Annotated in this window: 22 protein-coding genes and 2 pseudogenes; 10 read left to right on the forward strand and 14 right to left on the reverse strand. The window is 46.2% G+C overall.

What is annotated here, in order from left to right; translation table 11 throughout:
- Positions 1-2 precede the first annotated feature (2 nt).
- From prfA to IPG41_01315, 8 genes and pseudogenes are all read right to left on the reverse strand, one after another.
- Positions 3-1,067, reverse strand: coding sequence for a peptide chain release factor 1 (prfA, locus tag IPG41_01280; GenBank protein QQR55178.1), 1,065 nt, complete (start codon positions 1,065-1,067; stop codon positions 3-5).
- A 12-nt stretch (positions 1,068-1,079) separates the two neighbouring features.
- A complete protein-coding gene (prmC, locus tag IPG41_01285) occupies positions 1,080-1,892 on the reverse strand; it encodes a peptide chain release factor N(5)-glutamine methyltransferase (GenBank protein QQR55179.1) in 813 nt (270 codons plus the stop codon).
- The gene (locus IPG41_01290; protein ID QQR55180.1) at positions 1,892-2,113 is read right to left on the reverse strand and encodes a hypothetical protein; all 222 of its coding nucleotides are present in this window, start codon (positions 2,111-2,113) and stop codon (positions 1,892-1,894) included. The genes prmC and IPG41_01290 overlap by 1 nt, the downstream gene beginning before the upstream one ends.
- Positions 2,114-2,166: 53 nt before the next feature.
- On the reverse strand, positions 2,167-2,427 hold the full coding sequence (locus tag IPG41_01295; GenBank protein ID QQR55181.1) for a hypothetical protein: 261 nt from the start codon (positions 2,425-2,427) through the stop codon (positions 2,167-2,169).
- Positions 2,428-2,516: 89 nt separating this feature from the next.
- Positions 2,517-4,408 (reverse strand): annotated as a pseudogene (gyrB, locus tag IPG41_01300) (DNA topoisomerase (ATP-hydrolyzing) subunit B).
- A 75-nt stretch (positions 4,409-4,483) separates the two neighbouring features.
- Positions 4,484-6,724 carry a hypothetical protein gene (locus tag IPG41_01305; GenBank protein QQR55182.1) on the reverse strand — a complete coding sequence of 747 codons (2,241 nt, stop codon included), beginning with the start codon at positions 6,722-6,724 and terminating at the stop codon, positions 4,484-4,486.
- Between the two features lie 20 nt (positions 6,725-6,744).
- On the reverse strand, positions 6,745-7,200 hold the full coding sequence (locus IPG41_01310) for a hypothetical protein (GenBank protein QQR55183.1): 456 nt from the start codon (positions 7,198-7,200) through the stop codon (positions 6,745-6,747).
- Between the two features lie 17 nt (positions 7,201-7,217).
- Positions 7,218-9,305 carry a DUF87 domain-containing protein gene (locus IPG41_01315; GenBank protein ID QQR55184.1) on the reverse strand — a complete coding sequence of 696 codons (2,088 nt, stop codon included), beginning with the start codon at positions 9,303-9,305 and terminating at the stop codon, positions 7,218-7,220.
- Between the two features lie 97 nt (positions 9,306-9,402).
- Between IPG41_01315 and IPG41_01320 the strand changes: the two genes are divergently transcribed.
- On the forward strand, positions 9,403-9,630 hold the full coding sequence (locus tag IPG41_01320; protein ID QQR55185.1) for a DUF433 domain-containing protein: 228 nt from the start codon (positions 9,403-9,405) through the stop codon (positions 9,628-9,630).
- Positions 9,630-9,962, forward strand: coding sequence for a DUF5615 family PIN-like protein (locus tag IPG41_01325; protein QQR55186.1), 333 nt, complete (start codon positions 9,630-9,632; stop codon positions 9,960-9,962). Before IPG41_01320 ends, IPG41_01325 begins: the two co-directional genes overlap by 1 nt.
- A 16-nt stretch (positions 9,963-9,978) precedes the next feature.
- Here the strand turns inward: IPG41_01325 and IPG41_01330 are convergent, their stop codons facing one another.
- Positions 9,979-10,578 (reverse strand): hypothetical protein, encoded by a 600-nt coding sequence (locus IPG41_01330; GenBank protein ID QQR55187.1) that lies wholly within the window; start codon positions 10,576-10,578, stop codon positions 9,979-9,981.
- A gap of 296 nt (positions 10,579-10,874) precedes the next feature.
- Between IPG41_01330 and gyrA the strand changes: the two are divergent.
- A pseudogene (gene gyrA, locus IPG41_01335) lies at positions 10,875-13,327 on the forward strand (DNA gyrase subunit A).
- A 98-nt stretch (positions 13,328-13,425) separates the two neighbouring features.
- On the opposite strand, the gene IPG41_01340 reads toward gyrA, so the two are convergent.
- The 4 genes from IPG41_01340 to IPG41_01355 form a co-directional block, all read right to left on the reverse strand.
- Positions 13,426-13,719 (reverse strand): hypothetical protein, encoded by a 294-nt coding sequence (locus IPG41_01340; protein ID QQR55188.1) that lies wholly within the window; start codon positions 13,717-13,719, stop codon positions 13,426-13,428.
- A gap of 165 nt (positions 13,720-13,884) precedes the next feature.
- Positions 13,885-14,217: a hypothetical protein gene (locus IPG41_01345; GenBank protein QQR55189.1), complete on the reverse strand. Its 333-nt coding sequence runs from the start codon at positions 14,215-14,217 to the stop codon at positions 13,885-13,887.
- Between the two features lie 19 nt (positions 14,218-14,236).
- Positions 14,237-15,229: a hypothetical protein gene (locus IPG41_01350; protein QQR55190.1), complete on the reverse strand. Its 993-nt coding sequence runs from the start codon at positions 15,227-15,229 to the stop codon at positions 14,237-14,239.
- A complete protein-coding gene (locus IPG41_01355) occupies positions 15,207-16,616 on the reverse strand; it encodes a M15 family metallopeptidase (protein QQR55191.1) in 1,410 nt (469 codons plus the stop codon). Before IPG41_01355 ends, IPG41_01350 begins: the two co-directional genes overlap by 23 nt.
- Positions 16,617-16,678: 62 nt before the next feature.
- On the opposite strand from IPG41_01355, the gene IPG41_01360 reads away from it, so the two are divergent.
- A complete protein-coding gene (locus tag IPG41_01360; protein QQR55192.1) occupies positions 16,679-17,578 on the forward strand; it encodes a hypothetical protein in 900 nt (299 codons plus the stop codon).
- Here the strand turns inward: IPG41_01360 and IPG41_01365 are convergent.
- Positions 17,575-18,399 carry a hypothetical protein gene (locus IPG41_01365; GenBank protein QQR55193.1) on the reverse strand — a complete coding sequence of 275 codons (825 nt, stop codon included), beginning with the start codon at positions 18,397-18,399 and terminating at the stop codon, positions 17,575-17,577. The two genes, IPG41_01360 and IPG41_01365, sit on opposite strands and share 4 nt — an antisense overlap.
- A gap of 70 nt (positions 18,400-18,469) precedes the next feature.
- On the opposite strand from IPG41_01365, the gene IPG41_01370 reads away from it, so the two are divergent.
- From IPG41_01370 to IPG41_01395, 6 genes are read left to right on the forward strand one after another with little or no spacing between them, the layout of a single operon-like run.
- Positions 18,470-19,723: a PKD domain-containing protein gene (locus IPG41_01370; protein ID QQR55194.1), complete on the forward strand. Its 1,254-nt coding sequence runs from the start codon at positions 18,470-18,472 to the stop codon at positions 19,721-19,723.
- 3 nt (positions 19,724-19,726) lie between these two features.
- The gene (gene rpmE, locus IPG41_01375; GenBank protein ID QQR55195.1) at positions 19,727-20,044 is read left to right on the forward strand and encodes a 50S ribosomal protein L31; all 318 of its coding nucleotides are present in this window, start codon (positions 19,727-19,729) and stop codon (positions 20,042-20,044) included.
- Positions 20,045-20,046: 2 nt separating this feature from the next.
- Positions 20,047-21,177 carry a tRNA guanosine(34) transglycosylase Tgt gene (tgt, locus tag IPG41_01380; protein ID QQR55196.1) on the forward strand — a complete coding sequence of 377 codons (1,131 nt, stop codon included), beginning with the start codon at positions 20,047-20,049 and terminating at the stop codon, positions 21,175-21,177.
- A 25-nt stretch (positions 21,178-21,202) separates the two neighbouring features.
- A complete protein-coding gene (gene ruvA / locus IPG41_01385; GenBank protein ID QQR55197.1) occupies positions 21,203-21,772 on the forward strand; it encodes a Holliday junction branch migration protein RuvA in 570 nt (189 codons plus the stop codon).
- A gap of 55 nt (positions 21,773-21,827) precedes the next feature.
- Positions 21,828-22,670 (forward strand): hypothetical protein, encoded by an 843-nt coding sequence (locus tag IPG41_01390; protein QQR55198.1) that lies wholly within the window; start codon positions 21,828-21,830, stop codon positions 22,668-22,670.
- Entirely contained in the window at positions 22,667-23,638 is a 972-nt protein-coding gene (locus IPG41_01395) for a hypothetical protein (GenBank protein ID QQR55199.1), read from the forward strand. The genes IPG41_01390 and IPG41_01395 overlap by 4 nt, the downstream gene beginning before the upstream one ends.
- The last annotated feature ends 6 nt before the right edge of the window (positions 23,639-23,644 follow it).

Genomic DNA, 23,644 nt, shown 5'->3' on the forward strand with positions numbered 1-23,644 from the left:
GATTAATTTCCAGCCTGAGCCAAACGCTGCATCTGGTCATTCAAAATCAGCGCATCCACCAAATCGTCGATTTCACCGTCCATAATGGCTGGAATGTTGCTGAAATTTTGTCCCAAACGATGATCGGTTACACGATCTTGAGGGAAGTTATAGGTGCGGATTTTATCACCGCGTTCCCCCGTTGCCGCCTGTGAAGACCGCGCATCTCCCAGTTCTTTGGCACGTTTTTCTTCTTCAAGCGCAAAGAGACGGGACCGCAAAACCCCCAGTGCCTTGATTTTATTCTTGAGCTGAGACTTTTCATCCTGACACTGCACCACCAATCCCGAAGGAATATGGGTCACGCGCACCGCAGAATCGGTCGTATTCACACTTTGTCCCCCACTCCCCCCAGAGCGAAACACATCAATACGTAAATCTTGATCGCGAATCTCCACCTCCACTTCATCCATCTCAGGCAAAACCACCACCGAAGCCGCTGAAGTGTGCACCCGGCCCTTGGCCTCCGTTTCAGGAATGCGTTGCACGCGATGCACTCCACTTTCATATTTCATCCGACCATAGGCCCCCTCTCCATTCACCTTAAAAATCATTTCTTTGAGCCCTCGCTCCCCAGGACTTTCCGAAATCATTTCCGTTGGATAGCCCTTGTTTTTGAGATAACGCAAATACATACGACTGAGCTCTTCCGCAAAAAGAGCCGCCTCATCCCCACCGGTACCCGCCCGAATTTCCATGATGCAATTCTTCTGATCGTTCGGGTCTTTAGGGGCCAGTTCCAGCTTCAATTCTTCTTCCAATTTTTCAAGCGCCGTCTTGGCTTCCTTGAGCTCTTCCTTAGCCATTTCTCGAAGTTCTTCATCGGAGTCTTCTAAAAGTTGCTCACTGCCTTCAATCTGTTTTTCAAGACGTTCCTGCTCTCGGAACAACTCCACGGCCCTTTGAAGCTCACGGCGACGTTTCAGGAGTTTTTGATAACCCGTTTGGTCCGCAATCACCACAGGATCTGCCATTCTCACTTCCAGCTCATCAAACTCGGCTGCCATTTTTTGCAATTTTTCTTTCATGCAGTGGTTGTATCAGATTTCTTCTTTTCTTTCCAGGAGAAAATGCCGGTCAAGCCCCTCCAAATCTTGTCGCAAAGTGAAGCGATAAGCCGGCAGCAAAACCGTCGCAAGTTCTTGAATCGCAAACCCTTGAGTAAAACCGACTTCTCCTAAAATGAATTTGAAATCCCAATTTTTTGCCTCCACAAAAAGACGCCTGTACAAATCGAGTCCATCCAGGCCTGCAAAAAGAGCCAAGACTGGCTCATACTTCAAAACATTTTCATCGATCGCCGCATGCATCTCCGTGCCAATGTACGGCAAATTCGCAAGCAAAGTATCAAAATCTTCCCTCGGCACCTGCCCCAGCAAGTCCGACTGCAAAAATTCCACTTCCAGCCCCAAGCGCTGCGCATTCTTGCGAGCCACCGCGAGCGCATCCAAGCTCACATCCGTAGCCATCACCTGCAGATCAGGCCGCTTGCTTTTCAAAGCCAAGGCAACGGCTCCACTGCCTGTTCCAATTTCTAAAACAGCCTTCTCAGCCACTGAAGCCGCCCAATCCACCAAAAGTTCCGTGCAAGGTCGGGGGATCAAAACCGACTCATTCACAAAAAAGTTAAGGCCATAAAATTCCTTTTCATGCGTCAAATAAGCCACAGGTTTTCCGGCTTTCAGCTCCGTCCAAGCCCGCTGCAATTCGGCCATTTTTTCCACCGGCACTTCTTCTTCTCCATGCGCAATCAAATCGAGGCGAACTTTACCGAGCAAATGACATAAAAAAAGCTCCATTTCGAGACGGAGATGTTCTTTTTGGGCCGAGCTCAGAATCTGAGCGATGCGCATTATTGATAAAACTTGCTGCGTTCCCGTTCAGTACGGAAATCTTCACGCATCAAAGCACTTTGACGAACGAGACGCTTGGTGAGAGGACGTTCGCGGTAACGACGACCTTTTACAAGATCCCCAATGCGAGAACGATTGAACCATTGCTTGAAGCGTGCAACACGCTTCTCAGAAGATTCATTTTGATCCGCACGAACCCAGAAATTGCTTTGACGAGCCATGTAAAAAACTTAAGCGAAGGGAGTATAAGGAAAAGCCACTGCCTTCGTCAACCTCATTTAATAAAATCCTCTTTATAACGCAAATAAGCCCCAATGATCAGTTCATAAACGCTTGAAGAAAGGGCATAGGCTTTGGCTCCTTTTTTTTCCACAATTCCACATTCATAAGTGTCCTGATCCAAGGGATCTTCCACAAACAAATAGGAACCTTTATCCCCCTCAACAGGTTCAAGCCGATATTCCAAGTCCCCCCACGCGGTATTGAGAAGTTTCACCAATGCCTGTAAATCCTTAAAGGTTCCGAGCTCAATCATGAAAGACGTTAAATCTCGTAATTATACCTAAAAAATCGAGGAAAAACAAGACCAAGGCTCCTTGAAAATCACCGTACTAGAAGCCAACTCTAAATATCCAAATTCTTCACGCGTTTGGCGTGGGTTTGAATGAACTTTTTGCGAGCAGAAACTTCCCCTCCCATCAAGGTTTCGAACACATAGTCCGCCTTTTCGGCATCGGTAATGCTCACTCGCAGCATGGTGCGCGTTTCCGGATCCATAGTGGTTTCCCAAAGCTGATCGGCATTCATTTCTCCCAAACCTTTGTAACGTTGAATGGAAGGCTTCTTTTCGCCAAAAGTAGCCACCAGCTCGTCACGTTCCCTGTCGGAATAAGCATAATGCACGGTCTTGCCATGCGCCACCTTATAAAGAGGAGGTTGGGCAATGTAAAGGTAGCCCATCTCAATAATGGGACGTAAATAACGGTAGAAAAGCGTCAACAAAAGTGTACGGATGTGAGCCCCATCCACGTCGGCATCCGTCATGATCACTACGCGATGGTAACGGAGCTTGCTGATATCAAAAGTTTCGCCAATGCTGGCCCCCAAGGCAATCACAAGGTTCTTGATTTCGTTGTTGGCAATCATTTTATCGAGGCGAGCCTGTTCCACATTCAAAATCTTACCACGCAGCGGCAAAATAGCCTGAAATTCACGGTTTCGTCCTTGCTTGGCGCTTCCTCCAGCGGAATCTCCCTCCACAATGTAAAGTTCAGAAGAGTGGGGATCGCGACTGCTGCAGTCGGCGAGTTTACCTGGCAAAGTCATTCCTTCAAGGGCTCCTTTACGAATCACGGTGTCGCGAGCCGCGCGAGCCGCGAGGCGAGCGCGTTGGGCAAGGGAGCATTTCGCCACAATGCCGCGAGCATCGGCAGGATTTTCTTCCAAATACGTCTCCAGTTGTTCTGCAAACACAGCTTCCACAGCGGTGCGCATCTCGGCATTTCCAAGCTTACTCTTGGTTTGACCTTCGAATTGAGGATCGCCAAGTTTTACAGAAATCACAGCCGTGAGCCCTTCGCGCACATCTTCAGCAGAGAAGTTTTGATCCTTTTCTTTTAAAAGTTCAGCTTTGCGAGCGTAATTGTTGAGCACACGAGTCAGAGCACTGCGGAACCCAGTGAGATGCATTCCTCCTTCTGGTGTGTGAATGTTGTTGGCAAAACTAACCACCGTCTCTTGAAAAGCTTGAGTGTATTGCAAAGAGATTTCAATGAGTCCCTCAGGCACCTCTTGCTCCATATAAATCACATCTCCAATTTTTTCACGGTCGCGGTTGAGATGCTGAACATAAGATTTGATTCCTCCCTCAAAATAAAACATTGTTCGCTCCCCATCGCGGTGATCGTGAATGCGAATGGTCACCCCCTTGGTGAGATAAGCCTGTTGACGAGCACGGTTGACGACCGTCGCATAATCAAAATTGCGATCAGGAAAAATTTCAGGGTCTGGAGTGAAGGTGATGGCCGTTCCGTATGCGTCGATTTTCCGGCCTCTTTCACTTCAGAAAGCGGATTCCCTTGCTTGTATTCTTGCACATAGAGTTTTCCATCCCGACTGACTTCAGCTTTGAGATGTACAGAAAGGGCATTCACGACAGAACTTCCCACTCCATGCAAACCTCCAGAAACCTTATAACCGCCTCCACCAAATTTTCCTCCAGCGTGCAGCACTGTGAGCACTGTTTCGAGAGCAGATTTACCCGTTCCTTTGTGCTTATCCACTGGAATACCACGCCCGTCGTCTTCGACGCGCACACTGCCATCAGCATGAATATCAATCTTAATGTTGCGGCAATGTCCCGCCATGGCTTCATCAATCGCGTTGTCCAAGATTTCCCACACCATGTGGTGCAAACCCGCTACATCGGTGGTCCCAATGTACATTCCCGGACGTTTTCGTACCGCTGCAAGTCCCTCCAGTACCTGAATTTGATCTGCTGAGTATGTTTCGGCCATAAATTGTAAAAAACCGGCGGTATTTTAACAAAGAAAGCCGATTCCGTCAGAGAATGTGTTTGACTAGGGAAAATTTTATTCCGTAATCGCAATGTAACTCGCTTCTAAAGCTCCTTCAAAATCTTCCAAATTCAAATCGGGCAAGGTGTGAAGCTCGCTGCCCACTTCCCAAACGATTTCAGAAAGGCGATGGGCATCCGCATCGTAAGTCCCTGAAACTGGCAGATTGAACGCAGAGGCGACTCCTTCAAAAGTGAATGTATTTTCATCCACGTCCACAACGGTGAAAGTGAAGGCGCTCACCTCGAGTCCGGCCACTTCAAATTGGCTTTGAATGAGCTCCAAAGCCACCGATTCCGTCAAAGGAACTTCTTCCACAGGAGCAAGGTCCTCATCATCAGGAACAGGAGCTTGTTCAGCCATGGCGGATTCAATCACCTTGTTCGCGTTTTCCAAGGTCAAACCTGTTGAAAAACGCAGTTCGCCCACCACCACATCATAAAGGATTTGCCCTTCCCTATCGTATTTTCCAGTAAAAGAGTACCCCGCAGTGCGCCCTCCTATGACCTCAAAAAGCCGATGGGCACTGTCGCCCAAGCTTTCCACATCTTTGTATTGAATATTATGAGTGTAAAGCTGATCCTTAGCCTCCGTGGTTGCTTCCTCTAAAGTCAGCCCCGTTGCTTCAGTTTGGCCTTCTCGAATGTTTTGCAAATAAGCATTGAGGTCTTCAAGATCGGCCACTTTCTTTTTATAATCCACCAAGCCTTCTTCAAAAGAATCATAAGAATAAAATTCTGGTGAATTCATGAATTGAACCGACAAAGTGTATTCTTTGAGCTTGGATTCAAAATAGTCCTTCACCGCCACTTCAGAATGGATTCCATTCATATAAGTTTCAGATTCATAAATCAGTTCTTCGGCCAAAGCACTGGCTTCTTTCACCGTGATTTTTTTCTCAAGAACATAGTTGAAAAGATTAGAAAGGAAGCGCAATTTGCTTTGCACAAAAGTTTGACGTTCTTCATCCAAGTTTTCTTCTGCTCCCGCCAAGGCAAAAATTTTCTCTTCCAAGGCTTTGAGCAAATGAGTGGCATCCGTGCTGTAAAACACAGAATTGCTGCGCAGCATCAGTTCCAAAAGAATGTATTCTCGATGGATTTCAGCCAAATGCTCCGCCCCATCAAAAGCGCCGCTGTCGAGCAACGCTTCAAACCGAAGCTGATAACGAGCATAAGCTTGCTCCGCCTCCACCTGAGAAGCTCGTCCCAACAAATCTTCAATTTGGGCATATTCACGGCGCAAAGCGAGCAGGGGCTCTTCATGAGGGAACAGGAGCTGTGCCGTCGCTTCTTTAACAGGGTAAAGTTCATCCCCAGGTAAAACAAAAAACAAGGAGGAATAAAGGTCGTGCAACTCCAGCGGATCTTGTTCATAGCTCTTCCATTCGCTCAACCAATAAGCCGCAGCGTTGGCATCTCCATAAAGAAAATGACTGATGGCATAGGTGAGCGCGGCCGCCTTGCGGTCTTCTTCCAGCCGGGTTTCTGCACTAGGAATCACCGTCACCACCTGTTGAAAAGACTCATAACCATTGGAAACCTGGGAACCCAGACCTGCAAGAGCAGGGCCAAAATCGCTGTTTTCTTGAGTTTCGTTCAAAAAAGCCAAAGTGCTTTCTTCATAACGGGCTTTAACAGAAAGCAAAGCCTCATTCATGGATTCACTTAAATCTTCATCAGAAAGCGCATAAATAGGGAATTCTTTCGAAAGTTTGGCGAGGCGAAGTTTAGCCAAAACCTCGTTGACTTTAAGAGCCGAAACCTTCATACGATGCCCCCCAGGCACATCCAAAGCGTTCAAAAGCTCGCCCTCTTGGGTGAAGGTCAACAAAGCCGGATGTTCCACGGCATAAACCACCAAATCTTCCGTTTCGGAATCCACACTCACCACCAGCAAATTGTGCTGCGAAAGCACCGTGGCATGAGGAGTGATCACCTCCACACTGAGTTCATCGGCAAGGGTGTAAACAAGCACACTGCCCTCTTCTAAAAGCAAATCCACATCAGAAGATTGCTCATCCCATTGCAGTTCCACCTTAGAATCAGGAAAAATCGCTACGCCATCTTTGCCATTCAAAGTGAAGGCACTGTAGTCCTTGACTTCCACGCTTTGATTCAAAGGCAAATGACCTTCATAAACAATGCCTTTTTCAACGGAAGCTTGGGAGGGTTGCAAAAAAAACAGAGTCCACGTGGAAGCGGCCAAAGCCAGAGCACCGAGTGTCAAACTGTTGAGAAGCGTGCTAATTTTCATTTAATCTGTTAGCTATCTGTTCATTGTAGCACAAATTTCAAGAATTTTAAAGCCAATGAACGCGAACGCCGTGGAAAGGCTTCTTCCAGCACCTTGGGCCAATGATTTTTGGTCCACTGTTTTTCATAAGCACTCAAAAGTCCCAGTCCACGCTTACGAAATTCACGTTCAATCACTCCCCCTGCATGCGGCGACTTATACTTGCGCGGCAAAGGCGAAGAAAAACCGTGAGCATAATGCGAAAGTTCGTGCGCCAAAGTGGCTTGCACAATCTGTTCCGGAATTTTTTCGTCGCGAAAAAGGCCATTGACCGTGATCACACTCACTCGCGCGTCTGGACGCATTTTAATGGAGCCAAAACGGCGTTGCGCCCGGCGTCCCCAATGCACATCCAAGCGGTTCACAACGGACAAGTCCGAAAAAGAACCTTTGAGGAGCGAATCGAGTTGAGCTTCCAGCCACTGAGCACTGCGCATAGTTCAAGCCTAGCAAATTATTTTTGTTCTGGAAATTGCACGGGAATGTCTTGCACAGGCGGAGTCAGAGGAGTGGCAGAAGCAACAGGCCCAGGCGGCAGCACCGTTTTAGGCGCTTCAATCGCATGATCCAGCACGCTGGCCACATTTTCAGTGAAACCAGCCTCGAGCTTCTTTTCTTCTCCACCAGCGGGGCTGGGAGCCGGCTCGGGTGTTTCGGCTTCTGTAACTGTTTCTTCCGTTTCAAATTCAGCGCTGGCATTGGATTTGGCCAGCATCTCTTCAGGATTGGTCGTTACAATTTTATCTTCACTGAACGAAGCAATCACTTGAATAGCCACGTGCTTGAGTCCGGCAAAGAAAAGTCCCTGCCCCACGCCCGAGTTGAGCAGCATGTATTTCTCCCCTTCCGTCAGATTGAAAACCTTAGAAAGCGGCTCAATGGCCGAAGGCGACTGCTTGAGCAAAAGTTGAAGCGAAGAGTTGGTGATGATGGGTTTTCCATAAGGACTGCTCACAAAATCTTCCACGTCCTGAGTAATAGTGGTCACACCCAAATAATATTTACGAGCACGCTTCACAAGTCCAAAGAGGAATTTAGCGCTGTCTTCATGTTGCATGAGTGACCAGGCTTCATCAATAACCAGGATGCGTTTTTTGAGCGAAGACCTCACACGATTCCAAATGTAATTCAAAATGATGTACATTGCGACGGGTCGCAGTTCATCCTCCAAATCGCGCACCGAAAAGACCATGAGTCCGGTGTCCAAGGTCACATTGGTCTCTTTATTGAAGACTCCGGCGTAGGTCCCTGTCACGTATTTAGCAATGCGCTGAGCCATATCGGCGGCTCCGTCCATGGCTGAAAGCACGCTGTAAAAATCTGCCATAGTGGGCACGGCGTAAGTCGAGATGTCCACCACATCCATAGTGATTCCCTTTGTGGCGTAAGTGTCGATGAGGGCTTTGTCCAAAATGCCTTCTTCTTGAGCTGAAATCTGCCCGAGCATGAGTCGCATGAGACCCGTCAGGCTGATCACCGAACTGCGCAGTAAATCACCTGGTTTGAGCTCCTCACCCTCCAACGGCGTAGGCAAATCAAAAGGATTGATGCGTCGATCGGAGTTGAGTGACACGTTCAAATAGGTTCCGCCCACTGTTTCACACAAAGCTTTGTATTCGTTTTCAGGATCAATGACAATCACGTCCGTTCCAAACATCAGCGAACGCAAAATCTCGAGCTTCACCGCATAAGACTTCCCGGCCCCGGACTTGGCAAACACCGTGGAATTGGCATTTTCAAGCGAGAAACGATCAAAAATAATGAGGGATTCATTGTGCCGATTGAGTCCATATAAAATTCCGTCGTTCGAGGTGAGTTCTGCCGAAATAAAGGGGAAAGTGGTGGACAGCGGCGAGGTGTTCATGTTGCGCTGCACCGAAAGCTCATCTAAACAGATGGGAATTGTGGAATTAAAAGCGCGCTCCATTTGCAAGTCGGCACGTTTAGAAAGCACCAATTTTCCGGCCAATAAACTTTGTAGCTCCTTACTGGCACGCCTAAGTTCTTCTTCATTGGGAGAATAAATAGTGAAATAAAGTCCAAATTGAAAGAATTTCTCCTGACCTCGTTGCAACTCAGTACGCAGGGTCTCGGCATCTTCCAAAGCGGTTTCCAAAGCCGGATCACGCACATTTCCCTTCTCTGAAGCCATGCGAATGGAAGATTGAAGTTGTGCCACTTTGGTTTTAAGCACCTTCATGATGTCCTCCGAAGAAATCGGATAAATATACTGCGAAACATCCATGGTCACATCAAAATTCACCACCGGGCTGAGCCAATTGGTGTCGATATAACGAGGATAGGTGTAAACGAAAAAAGTTTGAGCAAAAAAACCATCGATTTTGAGGTGATCATAAGCCGTCTCAAAAGAAGAAGGAGCAATCAAATCGCGAATGGAGGCAATGCCTTCTTGAAACAGTTTCTCCGCTTGCAAAATTTTTGCACGATCCGGGGCGGCTTCGGCCTTGGTGTTCACTTTGGACGCAGCGGTGGCTGCAGGGCTTGTTGAAGCGGTTTGTATGGGCGTCGTATTATCGGCCATGGATGGGGTTCTTTTTATCTTATCATCTTATCACGAAATGACCAGATTTACTAGACCTTTGCCTAGATGATGATAGAATAAAGGTACCCACTACATTATGAATCCAAAGTATAAAAAAATCATCACCATAGAGGCGGGAAAACGCGGCGGAAAGGCTTGTATTCGAAATATGCGCATTTCTGTTTATGATGTACTCAAAATGCTGGCTTCTGGGATGAAACATGATGAGATCTTGGAGGATTTTCCAGAATTAACAGAAGAAGACATACAAGCCTGCATGGAATATGCTGCAGAACGGGAACGTAATTTAAGCAGCATAGTCTAGTGAAGCTCTTGTTTGATCAAAACCTTTCGTACAAACTAGTCAACGAGCTCGCTGATCTTTTCCCGGGGTCAAAGCATGTTCGCTTACTGGGTCTTGAAGAAGCAAGTGATGAAGAGATTTGGGATTATGCAGAGAGGGAGGAATTTACGATTATCACCCAAGATTCCGACTTTAACGAAAGGGGTCTATTATTTGGCCATCCCCCTAAAATAATTTGGCTCCGTTGTGGAAATAGAAGAAGCAAAGAAATCAAAATGCTCCTCACGAAGAATCTAAAAACGATCATGAGCTTCTGCCAAGACGAAGAACTAGGATGTTTGGAGATTTATTAGAGTAAGCTGCTCAAACCTATTTAACTTTTTGCAGGGAATCTTTTTTTAAAAGCTCTCGGAGAACTTCAGGAGAAGGCCATCCCGTAAAAGATCGAGAGTTACGATCATACTCCCAATGTCTCTGCTCTACATAAGGAACAACACCAAATTTAGACACAGCGCTCTCAACAGCGCTCTCAACAGCGCTCTGAAAACCCGCATTTAAATTCTGAGCAAACCCACAGAGATCTGGAAGGTTACAGAAAGTTCGGTTAACGAAGAAAGGATAATCAGGAAGCTGAGGCAAAGAGATTTGGCAACGAACGGGATGAGTAGGCATACAGAACCTATCTTCGAGCTCATCTGCGGAAGAAAAAATCGATATTTGCGCCTTAATCGAAGGTTCCTGGCTCTTGGGATCAAGCTCAGTCCCCCACGTTGGATCGCACAAAGCAGATGAAAAACGACCTGCAAAAGGCAAAGCTGGATGCAACGATCGTATGGTCGAACGTACAGGGTCATTTCCACCATTGCTTTTCCTGAAAGAATCAATGATTCTCTTCAATTTGGGATTCTCTGCCCCTCCAAGGTGATCGTAGTAGAGTCGAGCGCTCTCAGAAAGAAATTCTTCAGGCATACGTGAGACAGATTAAGTATGTTTAACAATAAACGAAAAAAAAACTTTGTCAAGCATATCTCACATGCCTAAAAAATAAGCTGTGCTAAACTACGCGCGAAGTTCTTTTTAACTTTTCTATGCCCGACGAAAACAAACTGCCCGAAGACGAAAATTCAGACGAACTCGAACCCGAAGAAACCCAGCCTGAAGCCTCAGAAGAAAGCGCGCCCGAACCCAAAGCTGAACTTGCTCCCGAAAACTCCAACGAACTCTTTGCCGCCGGAAAAATCTTCCCTCGCCACATTGTAGAAGAAATGGAAGAAAGTTATCTCGATTACGCCATGAGCGTGATCGTTTCTCGTGCCCTGCCAGATGTGCGTGACGGAATGAAACCCGTGCACCGCCGCATCTTATACGCCATGCACGAACTCGGCCTCCGCAGCAGCGCCGGGTATCGAAAATCCGCAGCCGTGGTCGGAGAAGTGCTTGCTAAGTACCACCCCCACGGGGACAGTGCGGTGTACGAATCCATGGTGCGCCTCGCTCAGGATTTCTCGCTGCGTTACACCCTGGTGCGCGGACAAGGAAACTTCGGTTCCATCGACGGAGACAACGCCGCAGCGATGCGTTACACCGAGGCAAAAATGGAAAAAATCACGGATGAAATGATGGCCGACATCGATAAAGAGACCGTGGACTTTTTACCCAACTACGACGGACGCTATCAAGAACCCCGCGTGCTGCCCACTCGCATCCCTCAATTGCTCCTCAACGGAACCATGGGAATCGCCGTGGGAATGGCCACCAACATTCCTCCTCACAACCTCACCGAAGTGATGGACGCCCTCATCGCGCTTTCCAAAGACCCCGATCTTGAAATAGATGGCCTCATGGAATACATCCAAGGACCCGATTTCCCCACAGGGGCAACCCTATACGGCAAAGAAGCAATCAAAGGAATGTACACGACCGGACGCGGTGGAGTGACTGTGCGCGCCAAAGCCGAAATTCAAGAAGAAAAAAGTGGACGTTTCCGCATTGTGATCACGGAAATTCCTTACCAAGTCAACAAAGCCAGTCTGGTTGAAAAAATTGCCGAACTGGTGACCGAAAAGAAAATTGTGGGTATTTCTGACCTGCGCGACGAATCCAACCGTGAAGGAATGCGCATTGTGATCGAACTCAAAAAGACTCCTACCCCAACAAGATTTTGAACCAGCTCTACAAGCTCACCCCGTTGCAGATCAACTTCAACGTGAACATGATTGCGTTGGTGGATGGCATCCAACCTCGCCTTTTGAACCTCAAACAAGTGCTGGAGTACTTCATCTTGCACCGAAAAGAAGTCATCACTCGCCGCACGGTTTACGAACTCAAAGTCGCTAAAGCTCGCGCTCACATTTTAGAAGGGCTCAAAATTGCGCTCGACCACATCGATGAAGTCATCGCCACCATTCGTGCCGCCGACACCAAAGAAGAAGCGCACGCCGCCCTCATCAAGAAGTTCAAGCTCTCCGATTTGCAAGCCACGGCCATCCTCGAAATGCGTCTGCAAACCCTCGCCGGCCTGGAACGCAATAAGATTGAAGACGAACTCAAAGAAAAGATTGCCCTCATTGAAGAGCTCGAAGGCATTTTGGCCGATGAAAAGAAGGTTTTGAAAATCATGCAGGCTGAATTCAAGGAAATCAAAGACAATTACGGCGATGCACGCCGCACCGAAATCGTGCCTCACGCCCTCGGTGAATTCTCTGTAAAAGACACCATTCCGAACGAGGACATGGTGGTGGTGCTCACCGAAGAAAATTACATCAAGCGCGTGCACCCCTCCGCCTTCACTCGCCAAGCGCGCGGAGGTCAAGGTAAACTCGCCATGAGCACCAAAGAAGAGGATGAAATCGCCATTTTGCGCTTCGCTCGCAACCACGACAAACTGCTGTTCTTTACGAACACCGGGCGCACTTTCCAACTGCCTGTCTACGAATTGCCCAAAGCAACTCGCCAGGCCAAGGGAACCCCGCTCATCAACCTGATCCAACTCACCAAAGATGAAACCGTTACCGCCATGCTCGTGGTGGTGGACGAAAAATTCGGCGGACAATTCCTCTTCATGGCCACCGAAAAAGGAACCGTGAAAAAAACACCTGTCGAAGACTTTAAAAATGTGCGCAAATCAGGACTCATCGCCATCAAGCTCCGCGAGGACGACTGCCTCTCTTGGGTGAAACAAAGTTCTGAAGGAGACCATATTATGATGGTGACTCGCGAAGGAAAATGCATCCAGTTCGATCAAGCCGACGCTCGCCCGATGGGACGCGCTTCCATGGGAGTGCGTGGCATCAAACTCAGAGCTGGAGATGAAGTCGTAGAAATGGATGTGGTCAAAGACATGAGCTCCGACTTACTGGTCGTGATGGAAAATGGACTTGGAAAACGAACTCCACTTGAGGAATATCGCTTCCAAGGACGCGGAGGGTCCGGCGTGAAAACCGCCAACCTCACCGAAAAGACCGGCAAACTCGTGGGCGCCAAAGTCATTGAACCCGGCACCGAAGGCGACATCATGATTGTTTCCAAAAAAGGAGTGATGATCCGCAGCAGTTTAGACAGCGTGCCCGCTCGAGGACGCGCCACCCAAGGCGTCTACCTGATGCGTGTGAAGGGCGACGACAAAGTCGCTTCCATGTCCTTCATTGAGAAAGGAGAAGAAGGCGAAGGCAGCACCGAAGAAGAAGAAACCACAGAAGAACAGACGGCTCTTGTGTAAAACCCAGGCCACCCTTTCCACGCCCACAAACTCGCCGTCGCCCGCCAAACCAACCTCGACATGCCCCGCAACTTGGCAAAGTCAGTGACGGTGAGATGTTAGAGGCTTGAATCTAAAATATTTTCGCAACCTTTTAGAAAGGAAATAATATTTTTAGGATTTAATCCTATTTTTGGTTTATTCAAAATCACTGCTTCAGTGAGATCATCTTTGGTGCGCAATTCAAGCGATGAATCGCGTCCATCAAAAACCAAACTGTATTCCCTACCTTTATATCTAACAAGAGAGTACCAACTTCCAAAAGAATTGGCATGATAGTGATGTTCAGTCGTTACAAACTGAATTTCCTTCATGCCAACTTCAACTTCAGACATTAATTTAAAATGATCCATTTTATTGCGTGTAGCGATCTTCGTAATAAAGCTCCCGAGTGTCGAGGTGGTATTCTATCGTGTAAACCTTCCAGGCATGCCCTCCTAAAAATTCAGAATGCACAAATTCATAACCATAGTCGGTTGGCCCCCAGATTGCCTCAGTTCCGAGCGCATCGACTGGGTCTACGTCAGGAACGTAGACTTTGATTGTAAAATGGAGTCAACCATGCCTTCTGCAGACATCTCGTCAAGGAAGCGGATGTCGTAATGAACACTAGAGCTTTGAAAGTTATAGTCAGATTCATTCCTTAACACGAGAATATTTTCAGGAATAGCAACATCCGCGATGCGTTCGACTTCATTGCCATCCACGGGGCCACCAAAAAATTCGAGTACAAGCGCAAGTACGACTATAAGTAAACTTGCTAGTATGTAGAGGAAAAATCCTGTTATGCACACTGCAACTCCACCTAAAAGCAAACGACCTAACAATAAAACTGGTTTTTGAATATTCATAAGGCAATCTTATCAAAATTCAATTCCTATCAAAAGGAAATCCCCCCTTCTCAACAGAAATCATTACACTGCGTAAAAGAGGGTTGTGAACAAGAAATTGGTGTAAACCGACCGTATCCATTTCAATTGCAACAGAATCGCCGGGGGAAAGACTCATGCGTTCAGTGATCCCTAGAATTTCGAAATCGAGTACTTCCTCAAGTTCATTTTTAACAGTGAGCATTTGGCCCACTTCGCTACGAGTCCACGTCTCACTGATAAAATCTTCCCGCACTAAAATGGTATTGGCGGGCACCTGTTCTCCACGCCCTAAGTGCCAGGCCTCCCAAAAGAAAAGTCCTACGACAAGAGTCGCAAGCATTATGTAAGGGAAAATACGATTCAAACGTTGCCTTAAAAGTAAAGGCTTCTCACAAAACCATCCTAGCGGAAATCCATAGAAAAGATGCGCACCATAGGCAATGGCCAAGGCTTTGTAAGCTGTTCTTATGCCATAAATAGCTCCAAAAGGAGTCAAAACGGCTAAGGTTTCGAGGAGAAGACCCCACAGCACAGCCCACCCAATGGATTTATTTTTCATCACTAAGGAGTAAATCCATGCAAAAGTGATCCCATTTGAGAAATGATAAAAAAGTCCTGTTAGATCACTCAAAACAGTACTGGACTGCACATTCAACAAATACATTCCGTAAGACTGAATAGGTGGGAAGGGATTAAAGCCGAAAAAATGCATGGGGATGCGCACCAAATCGTAGCCCAAGGTGCCCACAAATCCACCGATCAATCCTAAGAACATTGCTTCGTGAATACTTTTTAAACCCTTCTTATAAGCCCAAAACCATAGCAAAGAAATGAGTAAGAGGCTGGGTAAAAGCACCCATCGACCCAACACGTGCATGGGAGCAGCTCCATATAGAAATCCAAGTAAAGTAAAGATAGAACCAAAGCTCAAAAACCAAAGAGCAGCTCTTACTTGTAATTCTCTATTTTTAGAAACCAAGAATGATTTCATTGTCAGATTTGTTAGGATGTAATTTTTTTTGTTCCTTATATGCATTTTCTAATCCTTTTAGAGTTTTTCCACCGGTGTTCCCGAAATGACCTGGATCATATTTATTACTCCAAGCTCCACCCCAGTCATCAAAACCATGTTGTTTGGCGATTTCACTGATTTTACGCCACGTTCCATTGGGCAGTCTTTTGCCCGCATCATCAAACGTGATCACTTGCCCCTTATTATCAAAAGCAGAAACATCTATAGCACGTCCATAGTTATGCCAACTTTTTCCACCTTTAGCGTTCGTTGCTTTTGAGTTAGTCTTCCGAATTTCATCTTGCTGATTCATAGTACGAAAATGTCCATCAGAATTAACACGCAGTCTAATTCCCATATCTTTTTCTACATGATTAATAAAATCAATGCCATTTTGTATGACGTCTGGATGACAGTCTTTTAAGCGGTCAACATTACGAGGATCCCAAGTAGAAGAAGGTCCCCAAGGATCATTTCCAATGCTTTTAGCTTTTGCTGCTACACCAGCCCCAAAAGCTCCAAAGGTACAAAAGAGACTAGGGTTTAAGCCGGTTTCCAATAAATCTAAAAATCCATCACTCATTAACCATTTTCCAAAAGAACCACCCGCCTCACTCCAACCACCATCATCAGCAGAAACATAATGCGCATCTAAAAGGGAAATAAACACCACTCCATTTATAGCCCAAAAAAATAGATGAGCTACACGAGAGTTATTTTTCTTAAAAAAGAACATGCTGGCAGCACCTACTAAAGCGAAGCCCAAGAGCCATTTCAATGGGACGAAAGCACTCACTATTAAAGTGATACCAAATATGAAAATCAAAATTTTTGTGAACGACTTTGTGAGAAGTGTACTCTTATGAAAATACTTTAACATCTTATGAAGATTCCAAAACAAAAACCTTAATAGAAAGTCCCCGAAAAAATTCCCAATAACAAAGATGATTGTTAGACCCAAAGTAAAACTAAAAGCTTGTCCTAAAAATTTGCCGATTAGTAATGAAGCACCAATGAACCCAAAGAGTAAGAAAAGTTTTTTTTGATCAAGTCGAAAAATCTCTCGAATGATCTCAAATGGAGTAGTTAGGAGTAGATGACAATATTTCTTCAAACCATAGTAAGAGATACTGTCCATTGTAGACCAAAACAAAAATCCAAATAAAAACCATACTAAATAGATCAAAAAAGAGGATTGATCAGTGGTAACATATTGACTCCAAGAATTATCAACCTGGTAATGGAATCCGTCTAACTTGAATGCTAATATGTAAGTATGGAATATCCAGCTACTGAAAAAAGTGATCCCCATTCGTAAAATGAAATGTTTTATGTTTTGTCTGAAAAACAAATCCTTCAAATGCATAGTCAAAGATTAGAACATCTGATCTGGATTTTCAATCTTCAAGCCTTTAAACAACGGTCACCATGCAAGACAAGATTCAAAGCATCGTTGATGCTATCAATCTTTGCTCAAGGAAGAAGCTCAATCTTTTAAATAGATGGCGGGTTCGGGCTATTTCGAAGAGGGTTTTACCAGCGGAAATATATAGACATTACACTCGGAATAATCAATACCTTTCCGAACTTACTTGGATATATCAACTGAAACAAGCGTTTAAAACATCCCAGCCTTTACCAAGTAGTGCGACCATGTGGCACTATGTTAAACAAATTCTTTCCGAGACCATGCAGCTACATGCTCTGATGTTTTTGATTCAACTCACAATTGAAAATGAAGGGGTCAAAGAGGCTATGCCCTATGTTGAAAAATCTTCAAGTTATAGAGCTTACAGGCTGCTATTGGATTATTATGCAGGTGAGGCAGATTTAGAGCATTTTCTGCACTTTTATAAAAAGGCTGAACCTAAAAAAAAGCAGAATAGGATTGGACTGATTAAGTGTAAATTTGTTTCACATTATTCTGATAAGTTTGGTGTCGACCTTGGGTTGAAGTTGTGTCAAAAAGCTCCTTTTAGCCAGACTCAGTTGTACTCGGCTCTGGCACCCCATTTCTCAAAAATAACTTACAAAGAAGCGAAGAAGTTGCTTAAGAGCATACTTCAAAAATACCCTCTTGTCCAAGAAATAGACCACTGTGAAGCTTGTTTTTTAACCATGGCTTTTAGTTCGGACAAGAATGCAGCGCATGCAAAGGACTTCGCAGAACTATTTCAGATAGTTACTGCCATTCCAAAGACAGCGAAAGCTGGTGATTTTCGATTGCGGGATTGTCTTTTACTCGACATTGCAAGGAAGTGTGCAGGAAATGTGGAACAATCGATTCTTTGCAAAAAGGCTATTATAAATCCGAAGCTAAAAAATTAACGTATTTTTTTAAAGTTAAAAATCAGCCATCCTTTATCCAATGCATCGTTAGAATAATATGGGAATATACCTAAAGAGGAAGCGTCTGTTTTAGAACCGTCATTCAGTAATAAATGGTCTGATTGAATAAAATAATCTGAATAAGAAGTCAGTTCATACAAAGCCTGTATATTTTCTTCGAATAGATCACATTTGCGGCAAGAAACAGCCCGACCATTATTGAAGAAACCAGCCAGACCTGCATTAGAACTGTAGAGGTACTGCAAAGTCAACTCGGGTTCTTCTTCAACTAAAAGAGTTTTGATGACGGACTCAATTTTCTTCCTATCGGATGGATGAGGTTCTCTGTAGATAAAAACTAAAGCCTTATCCAGTGAAATTGGATAGTAATGAAAAATATCAGGAATACCAATGTCGGTTGCCACCGAAAATCTATAACCTTGAATAGTGGACTCATTTATGGGCTGAAAATCAAACTCCTCAAAAGGATTTAATCCAGGTACAGAAAATTCATAATTTGATATTATTTTCACAATTTCTTCCTTACTCAAATTTGTAATACCGAAGTTTACAGTATCAGTGCCTACATATTCATTCACTGCATCAAATCTGAGCTGAGCTCCCGCGACAAGATCAATACCCCACTTGTTGAACGTCTTATTACTTTCATCCAACTCCCAACCTTCTGGGTATGCAAGAGAAAAGCCATATTCCTCATTTTCATAAATCATCCAATTTGAATGGTTCACATAGGAATAAATTCCATAAGCCCCAGTGGTCACAATCACCACAATAAGTAAAACAACTTCTCTTGGTCTCATATCCACATTTTAGCACAAATGGAATTTCGGTCTAATCCTCCTCTTGCAAAAAAGCCACCTCCCTATCATAATGCAGCCACCTATTCTGCCCTCCATGCGCCGCGCCCTTCTCGCTCTTTTGAGCCTGGTCTTATTTTCTTCCACTGCTTTTGCAGCCGGAGACCTTTCCTTGAACGCTTCCAGTTTGCAACTCAGTGCCGATTCTTGCCTGGAAGGGCACAGCATTCGCATTTGGGTGTCAGTGAGCAACAACAGCACAGAAGACCTGCTGGGTTCCGTGCGCTTCACCGCAAACGGGGTACAAGTGGGCTCGGATCAAGGAGTTTCCGCCCTTGCAGGGAAAAGTGATGAAGTTTTTTTGAACTGGACCCCTCCAAGCTATGGTACCTTCACCCTCACAGCCAATCTCAGCCCCTGGGAAAATGCAGGTGACGATCCTTCCAACAACAGCGTTTCCAAACAAGTGACCGTAGGCCAAGACACCGACCGCGATGGAGTCGCCAACAGCAGCGACAGCGATGACGATAACGATGGCACCCCCGACAGCGACGATGTTTTCCCAACCAATCGAAACGAAAACAAAGACAGTGACGGAGACGGCCAAGGCAACAGCGCCGACACAGACGATGACAACGACGGCACCTCCGACACAGAGGATCACTTGCCGGAAGATTCCCGCTACACCAAAGACCAAGATGGAGACAGCATTCCCAATGAATTGGATGAAGACATCGATGGAGACCAAGTTTCAAACGAAGAAGAAACCGCCCAAGGCACCATCACAACAGAAGCCGACAGCGACAAAGATCTGGTACTGGATGGCATAGACCTCTTCCCTCTTGATGAAACCGAATGGGCAGACCTCGATGCAGACGGCATCGGCGACAACAGCGATCCCGACATCGACAACGATGGAATTTTAAACGAAACCGATCCCGATCCCAGCAATCCCGCACCTGAAGCAGCAGTGAACGATTCAGTCATCCTCACAAGTTTAGATGAAGAAGTGACCTTCGACGCCAGCGCCTCCATGGACAACAATGAAATTGTAAAATACACCTGGACCTTTGGAGAGGAGGTGGTGGAAGGCAAAACGGTGACCCATCGCTTTGAACAAAAAGGCGCTCAAGTGGCCACTCTCACCGTGTACGATGCCGAAGGACAATCGGACACTCTGGAAGTTAAAGTGCATGTTTTTGGACAAAATTTCCTCGTCAAAGCCATTGCCTTCAGCCTCGTCTTACTTTTACTTGCGTTCTACCTTATCTATCGCTATAATCGGCGGGCTTCTGGGGAAAAACCCAAGAAAAACGCTAAAAAATAGCTTATGAAAACGGAGATTCACCCTCAATACTTCCAAGACGCAGTGACCGTGTGTGCAAACTGCAAAAAGGAATTCACGTTCGGAAACACCAAGGAAACGGTTCAAGTGGAAATCTGTTCCAACTGCCACCCTTTCTACACCGGTAAAAAGATGCTCATCGACACCGAAGGACGCGTGGACAAATTCCAACAAAAACGTGCCGCTGCAAAACCGGTGGCTAAAAAGGATCGTAAGAAGAAGACTTTGGAAGAGCGTGTGAACGAAGAGCTTTCCGCTCAATTGGCCAAAGAAAAGGCTAAACTCGCGAAGAAAGAAGACTAAACATGTTTGAATTCAAACTAGAAACGGCCTCCAAAGAGTGCAATGCTCGCTTGGGCCGTTTTTTGACTCCACACGGGGAAATCAAAACACCCGTCTTCATGCCGGTTGGCACCAAAGCCACGGTCAAATCCCTCGACCCCAAAGACCTAGAAGGATTAGGCGCTCAAATCATCTTGGCCAACACTTATCATTTGGCCATGCGTCCCGGCTCTGAATTGGTGGCTAAAATGGGCGGCCTCCACAAGTGGATGAACTGGCCTCATCCTCTTTTGACCGATTCCGGTGGCTTTCAAGTCTTCTCGCTGGGCGCAGACGAAGCGGGCACTTTCAAACCCAAAATCAGCGACGACGGCGTGGAATTTCGCTCGCACCTCGATGGCAGCACTCACTTTTTTAGCCCAGAAGAAGCCATTCGCATTCAAGAAAATTTAGGAGCAGACATCATCATGGCTTTTGACGAATGTGCCCCCGCAAACGTGGACGAAATTTATGCTCGCAAGGCGATGGAACGCACACACGACTGGGCCAAACGCTGCCTCGCCGCCAAAACCCGCGAAGATCAAGCGCTCTTCCCTATTGTACAAGGAAGCCGCTTCAAAACATTGCGCGAAGAATCTGCCAAGTTCATGGCGAGCCTCGATACACCGGGTATTGCCATCGGCGGCGTTTCCGTGGGAGAAGATTTTGAACAAAAATTTTATGCAATCGATTGTGCCATCCCTTTTTTGCCCAAAGACAAGCCTCGTTACCTGATGGGCGTCGGCACTCCCGACGACATTTTGGAAGCCGTGGAACGCGGCATCGACATGTTCGACTGCGTACTGGCCACCCGCCTTGCCCGCCACAAAGCCTTTTGGGATTTCGATGGGCGCCACGACATCAGCAATGAAATCTACAAGTTGGACGAAACGCCGCTCTGCCCCGAACTGCCCTGCTACGCCTCTCGCGATTTTTCAAAAAGCTACCTGCGCCACCTCATGATTGAAAACGAGCTCTTGGGCATCCGTCTACTGACTTTGCACAACATCGCCTTGCTCTTATATTTAATGGAACAAATTGGCGTTCACATCGCCGTAAGAGACTTTCTAAACTTTAAAAAGGCTTTCTTGAAAAGATTTAAAAGCATAAAGTAGATCCGTCATAAATAAAATCCGTGCCATGATTCGTCTCCTTAAAGGAATTGTCATCGATCGTAGCGAAAAAGCCCTCACCCTCTTGGTAAACGGTGTGGGTTATGACGTGAGCATCCCCGCACGCTTGAACCTGCAAAATGGCCAAGAAACGATGCTGCACATCCACACTCATGTGCGCGAAGACACCTTGGCCCTCTTCGGTTTTGAAAACAAACAAGAACTCGCTTTCTTTGAACTGCTCATCACCGTGAACGGTATTGGACCCAAAATGGCCATGGGCATTTTAGATCAACCCATCGAAATCATTCAAAATGCCATCTTCACCGGCAACATTTCCAAGCTCACGCAAAGCCCCGGTGTGGGCAAAAAACTCGCCGAACGCCTTATCTTGGAACTCAAAGGCAAAGTGAATCCGGACACCTTCAACTCCTCTGGAAAAATGTCGGCCTCAAGCCCCGACTTCGACGAAGATGCCGTTGCCGCCCTGGAAAGCTTGGGCTACAAGCGCCACCACATTCAAAAAGTGCTGAGCAACTACGAAGGCGCCCCCTTCAGCAGCGAAGAAGCGATTCGTTTTTTCTTGCAAAAAGCCTAGCGGTTTGACTAAAGGAACAAATGGAGTATGATTTTGGACATACCCAAAAAGACCTATGCTTGAAGATGGATTTTTATCAGAAACAAGAAAAAAGCCGGCTACACCAGAGCGCTTTAGCAAAATAACTCTGATCCAATTTCCGGGCATTGGAAATGGAGTTTTAGACGAGGCAAAGACTCCATTTTTGAACAGCAAATACTTCAACAAGGAAGCGGCTGGAAAACCTTTCGAAGCTTTAGCTGCTAAAGGGATACAAACAGAAACAGTCCATGTGGCTTGGAATAAAGTCAAAGCCTCCCTCCCTCAAATCCCTGGGCTGGCCATCGCCACCAATTGTCATGCCTATTACAACGACCCTGAGTACAAACAACGAGTCATGGAAATGGTGAGCCAAACGATAGATCCTTACTTAGCTCAAGAGGACCCAGGTCTCATTTGCTTTCAAACCCACAGCTTCGGCGCCGTAGTGCTCACCGATTATTTAAAGAAAGCAGAACAGGAAGGAAAACTGGAAGCCTTCAAAGCCAAAGGCGGAGCATTCGACGTGATGATGCTCAGCCCCGCTCTCGATGAAATGGGAGCAGGCTTAATCAGTTCCAAAAACAAAATCATCCAAACCCTAGGCATGAAGGTGGATCGAGAAGCCATTGAAGGAATTTACCGAAGCAGAGCACGCCGCGTATTGGGCCTTTCCATCAAAGGAGATCCTTTGACAGGAAGGTGGATGCCTCAAGGAGAAAACATCACAAACCTCACTTTGGAACCTGAGTGGGGGAGATGGAATACATTTGTGCATGCGATCACAACGGGCAATGCACATCATTGGGGCATTTTTACCGACCCCAATGCTCAATGGGTCATGACAGAGTGGCTGAAGGGGACTAATCTAAGCATATGACCCGCGGTCAGTTAGCCGAAAGAACTAGGCGATCGATAGGAGGAGACCCACACGCACTCGCTCAATTAACACAAGGTCTTTTTGATGAGGCTGGAATGGCCTCCATTTCGCCCAGCGATACAGGGGGCACTAATACTGGATATGGAGATGCTCTCGACCCTGTAAGAGCTGCTCATTGCACCATTAGGAACGAGAGCCAACGAACCGGTGCATTGATTCGAGGTCTTTACCAAAAAGTAAACGAGCTTCGACAAAAATACCCAAACAGACCCGTACGCATTGCAGAATTGGGCTGCGGCCCTTTAGCGCCCATTGCTCTGAGCGTAGCCAGTCTTTTTCAACCGGAAGAAGTCCGCTTACTCCTTGTCGATATTCATAACGAGTCCTTAGCAATTTTAGAAAGATTGAGTGAAAAGCTCAAACTTAAAGGGCACATAGAGACTCTAGAACAAGGAAATCTTCTTGTAGGGAACTGGGGCCATCTAAGGCCAGATATTGTGGTACTTGAAGTCATGATGGCAGCTCTTCTGCGTGAACCACAAGGGGCTGTTACAGCCCATCTTGCCCCTCAATTCGAACCATCAACCCTCTGGTTACCTCAAAAAATTGAAGTTACAGGAAGCCTATTTCATGGAAGTGAAACTCCAGCTTCCAAATGGATTTCCCTTGGACCCATCTGCAGCATTGATCCTCATTTTAGAGAGCGTGCACGAGAAGGCACACCCTTACAAAAGTTGATATCGGTTAAGAGGGGTTTTCAACTACCAGAACCACTAACACGCACTCAAAATCTTCGTTTGCACACGAGGGTAGAAGTCATACCTGGGATAGAAATACCTCTGGGTTCAGTAATCACCAAAGATGTGATTTCTGAATGCAATGGCAGAGCTCAAACTGGACACCGGGGCATCCATGTCCGCTACACAATGGGAGCGGATCACGTGGACTTCCACTCCACAGAATCGTAAGCTGAA

This window comes from Candidatus Peregrinibacteria bacterium (assembly GCA_016699145.1).
In the GTDB taxonomy this organism is placed as follows: Bacteria; Patescibacteriota; Gracilibacteria; order UBA1369; family 2-02-FULL-48-14.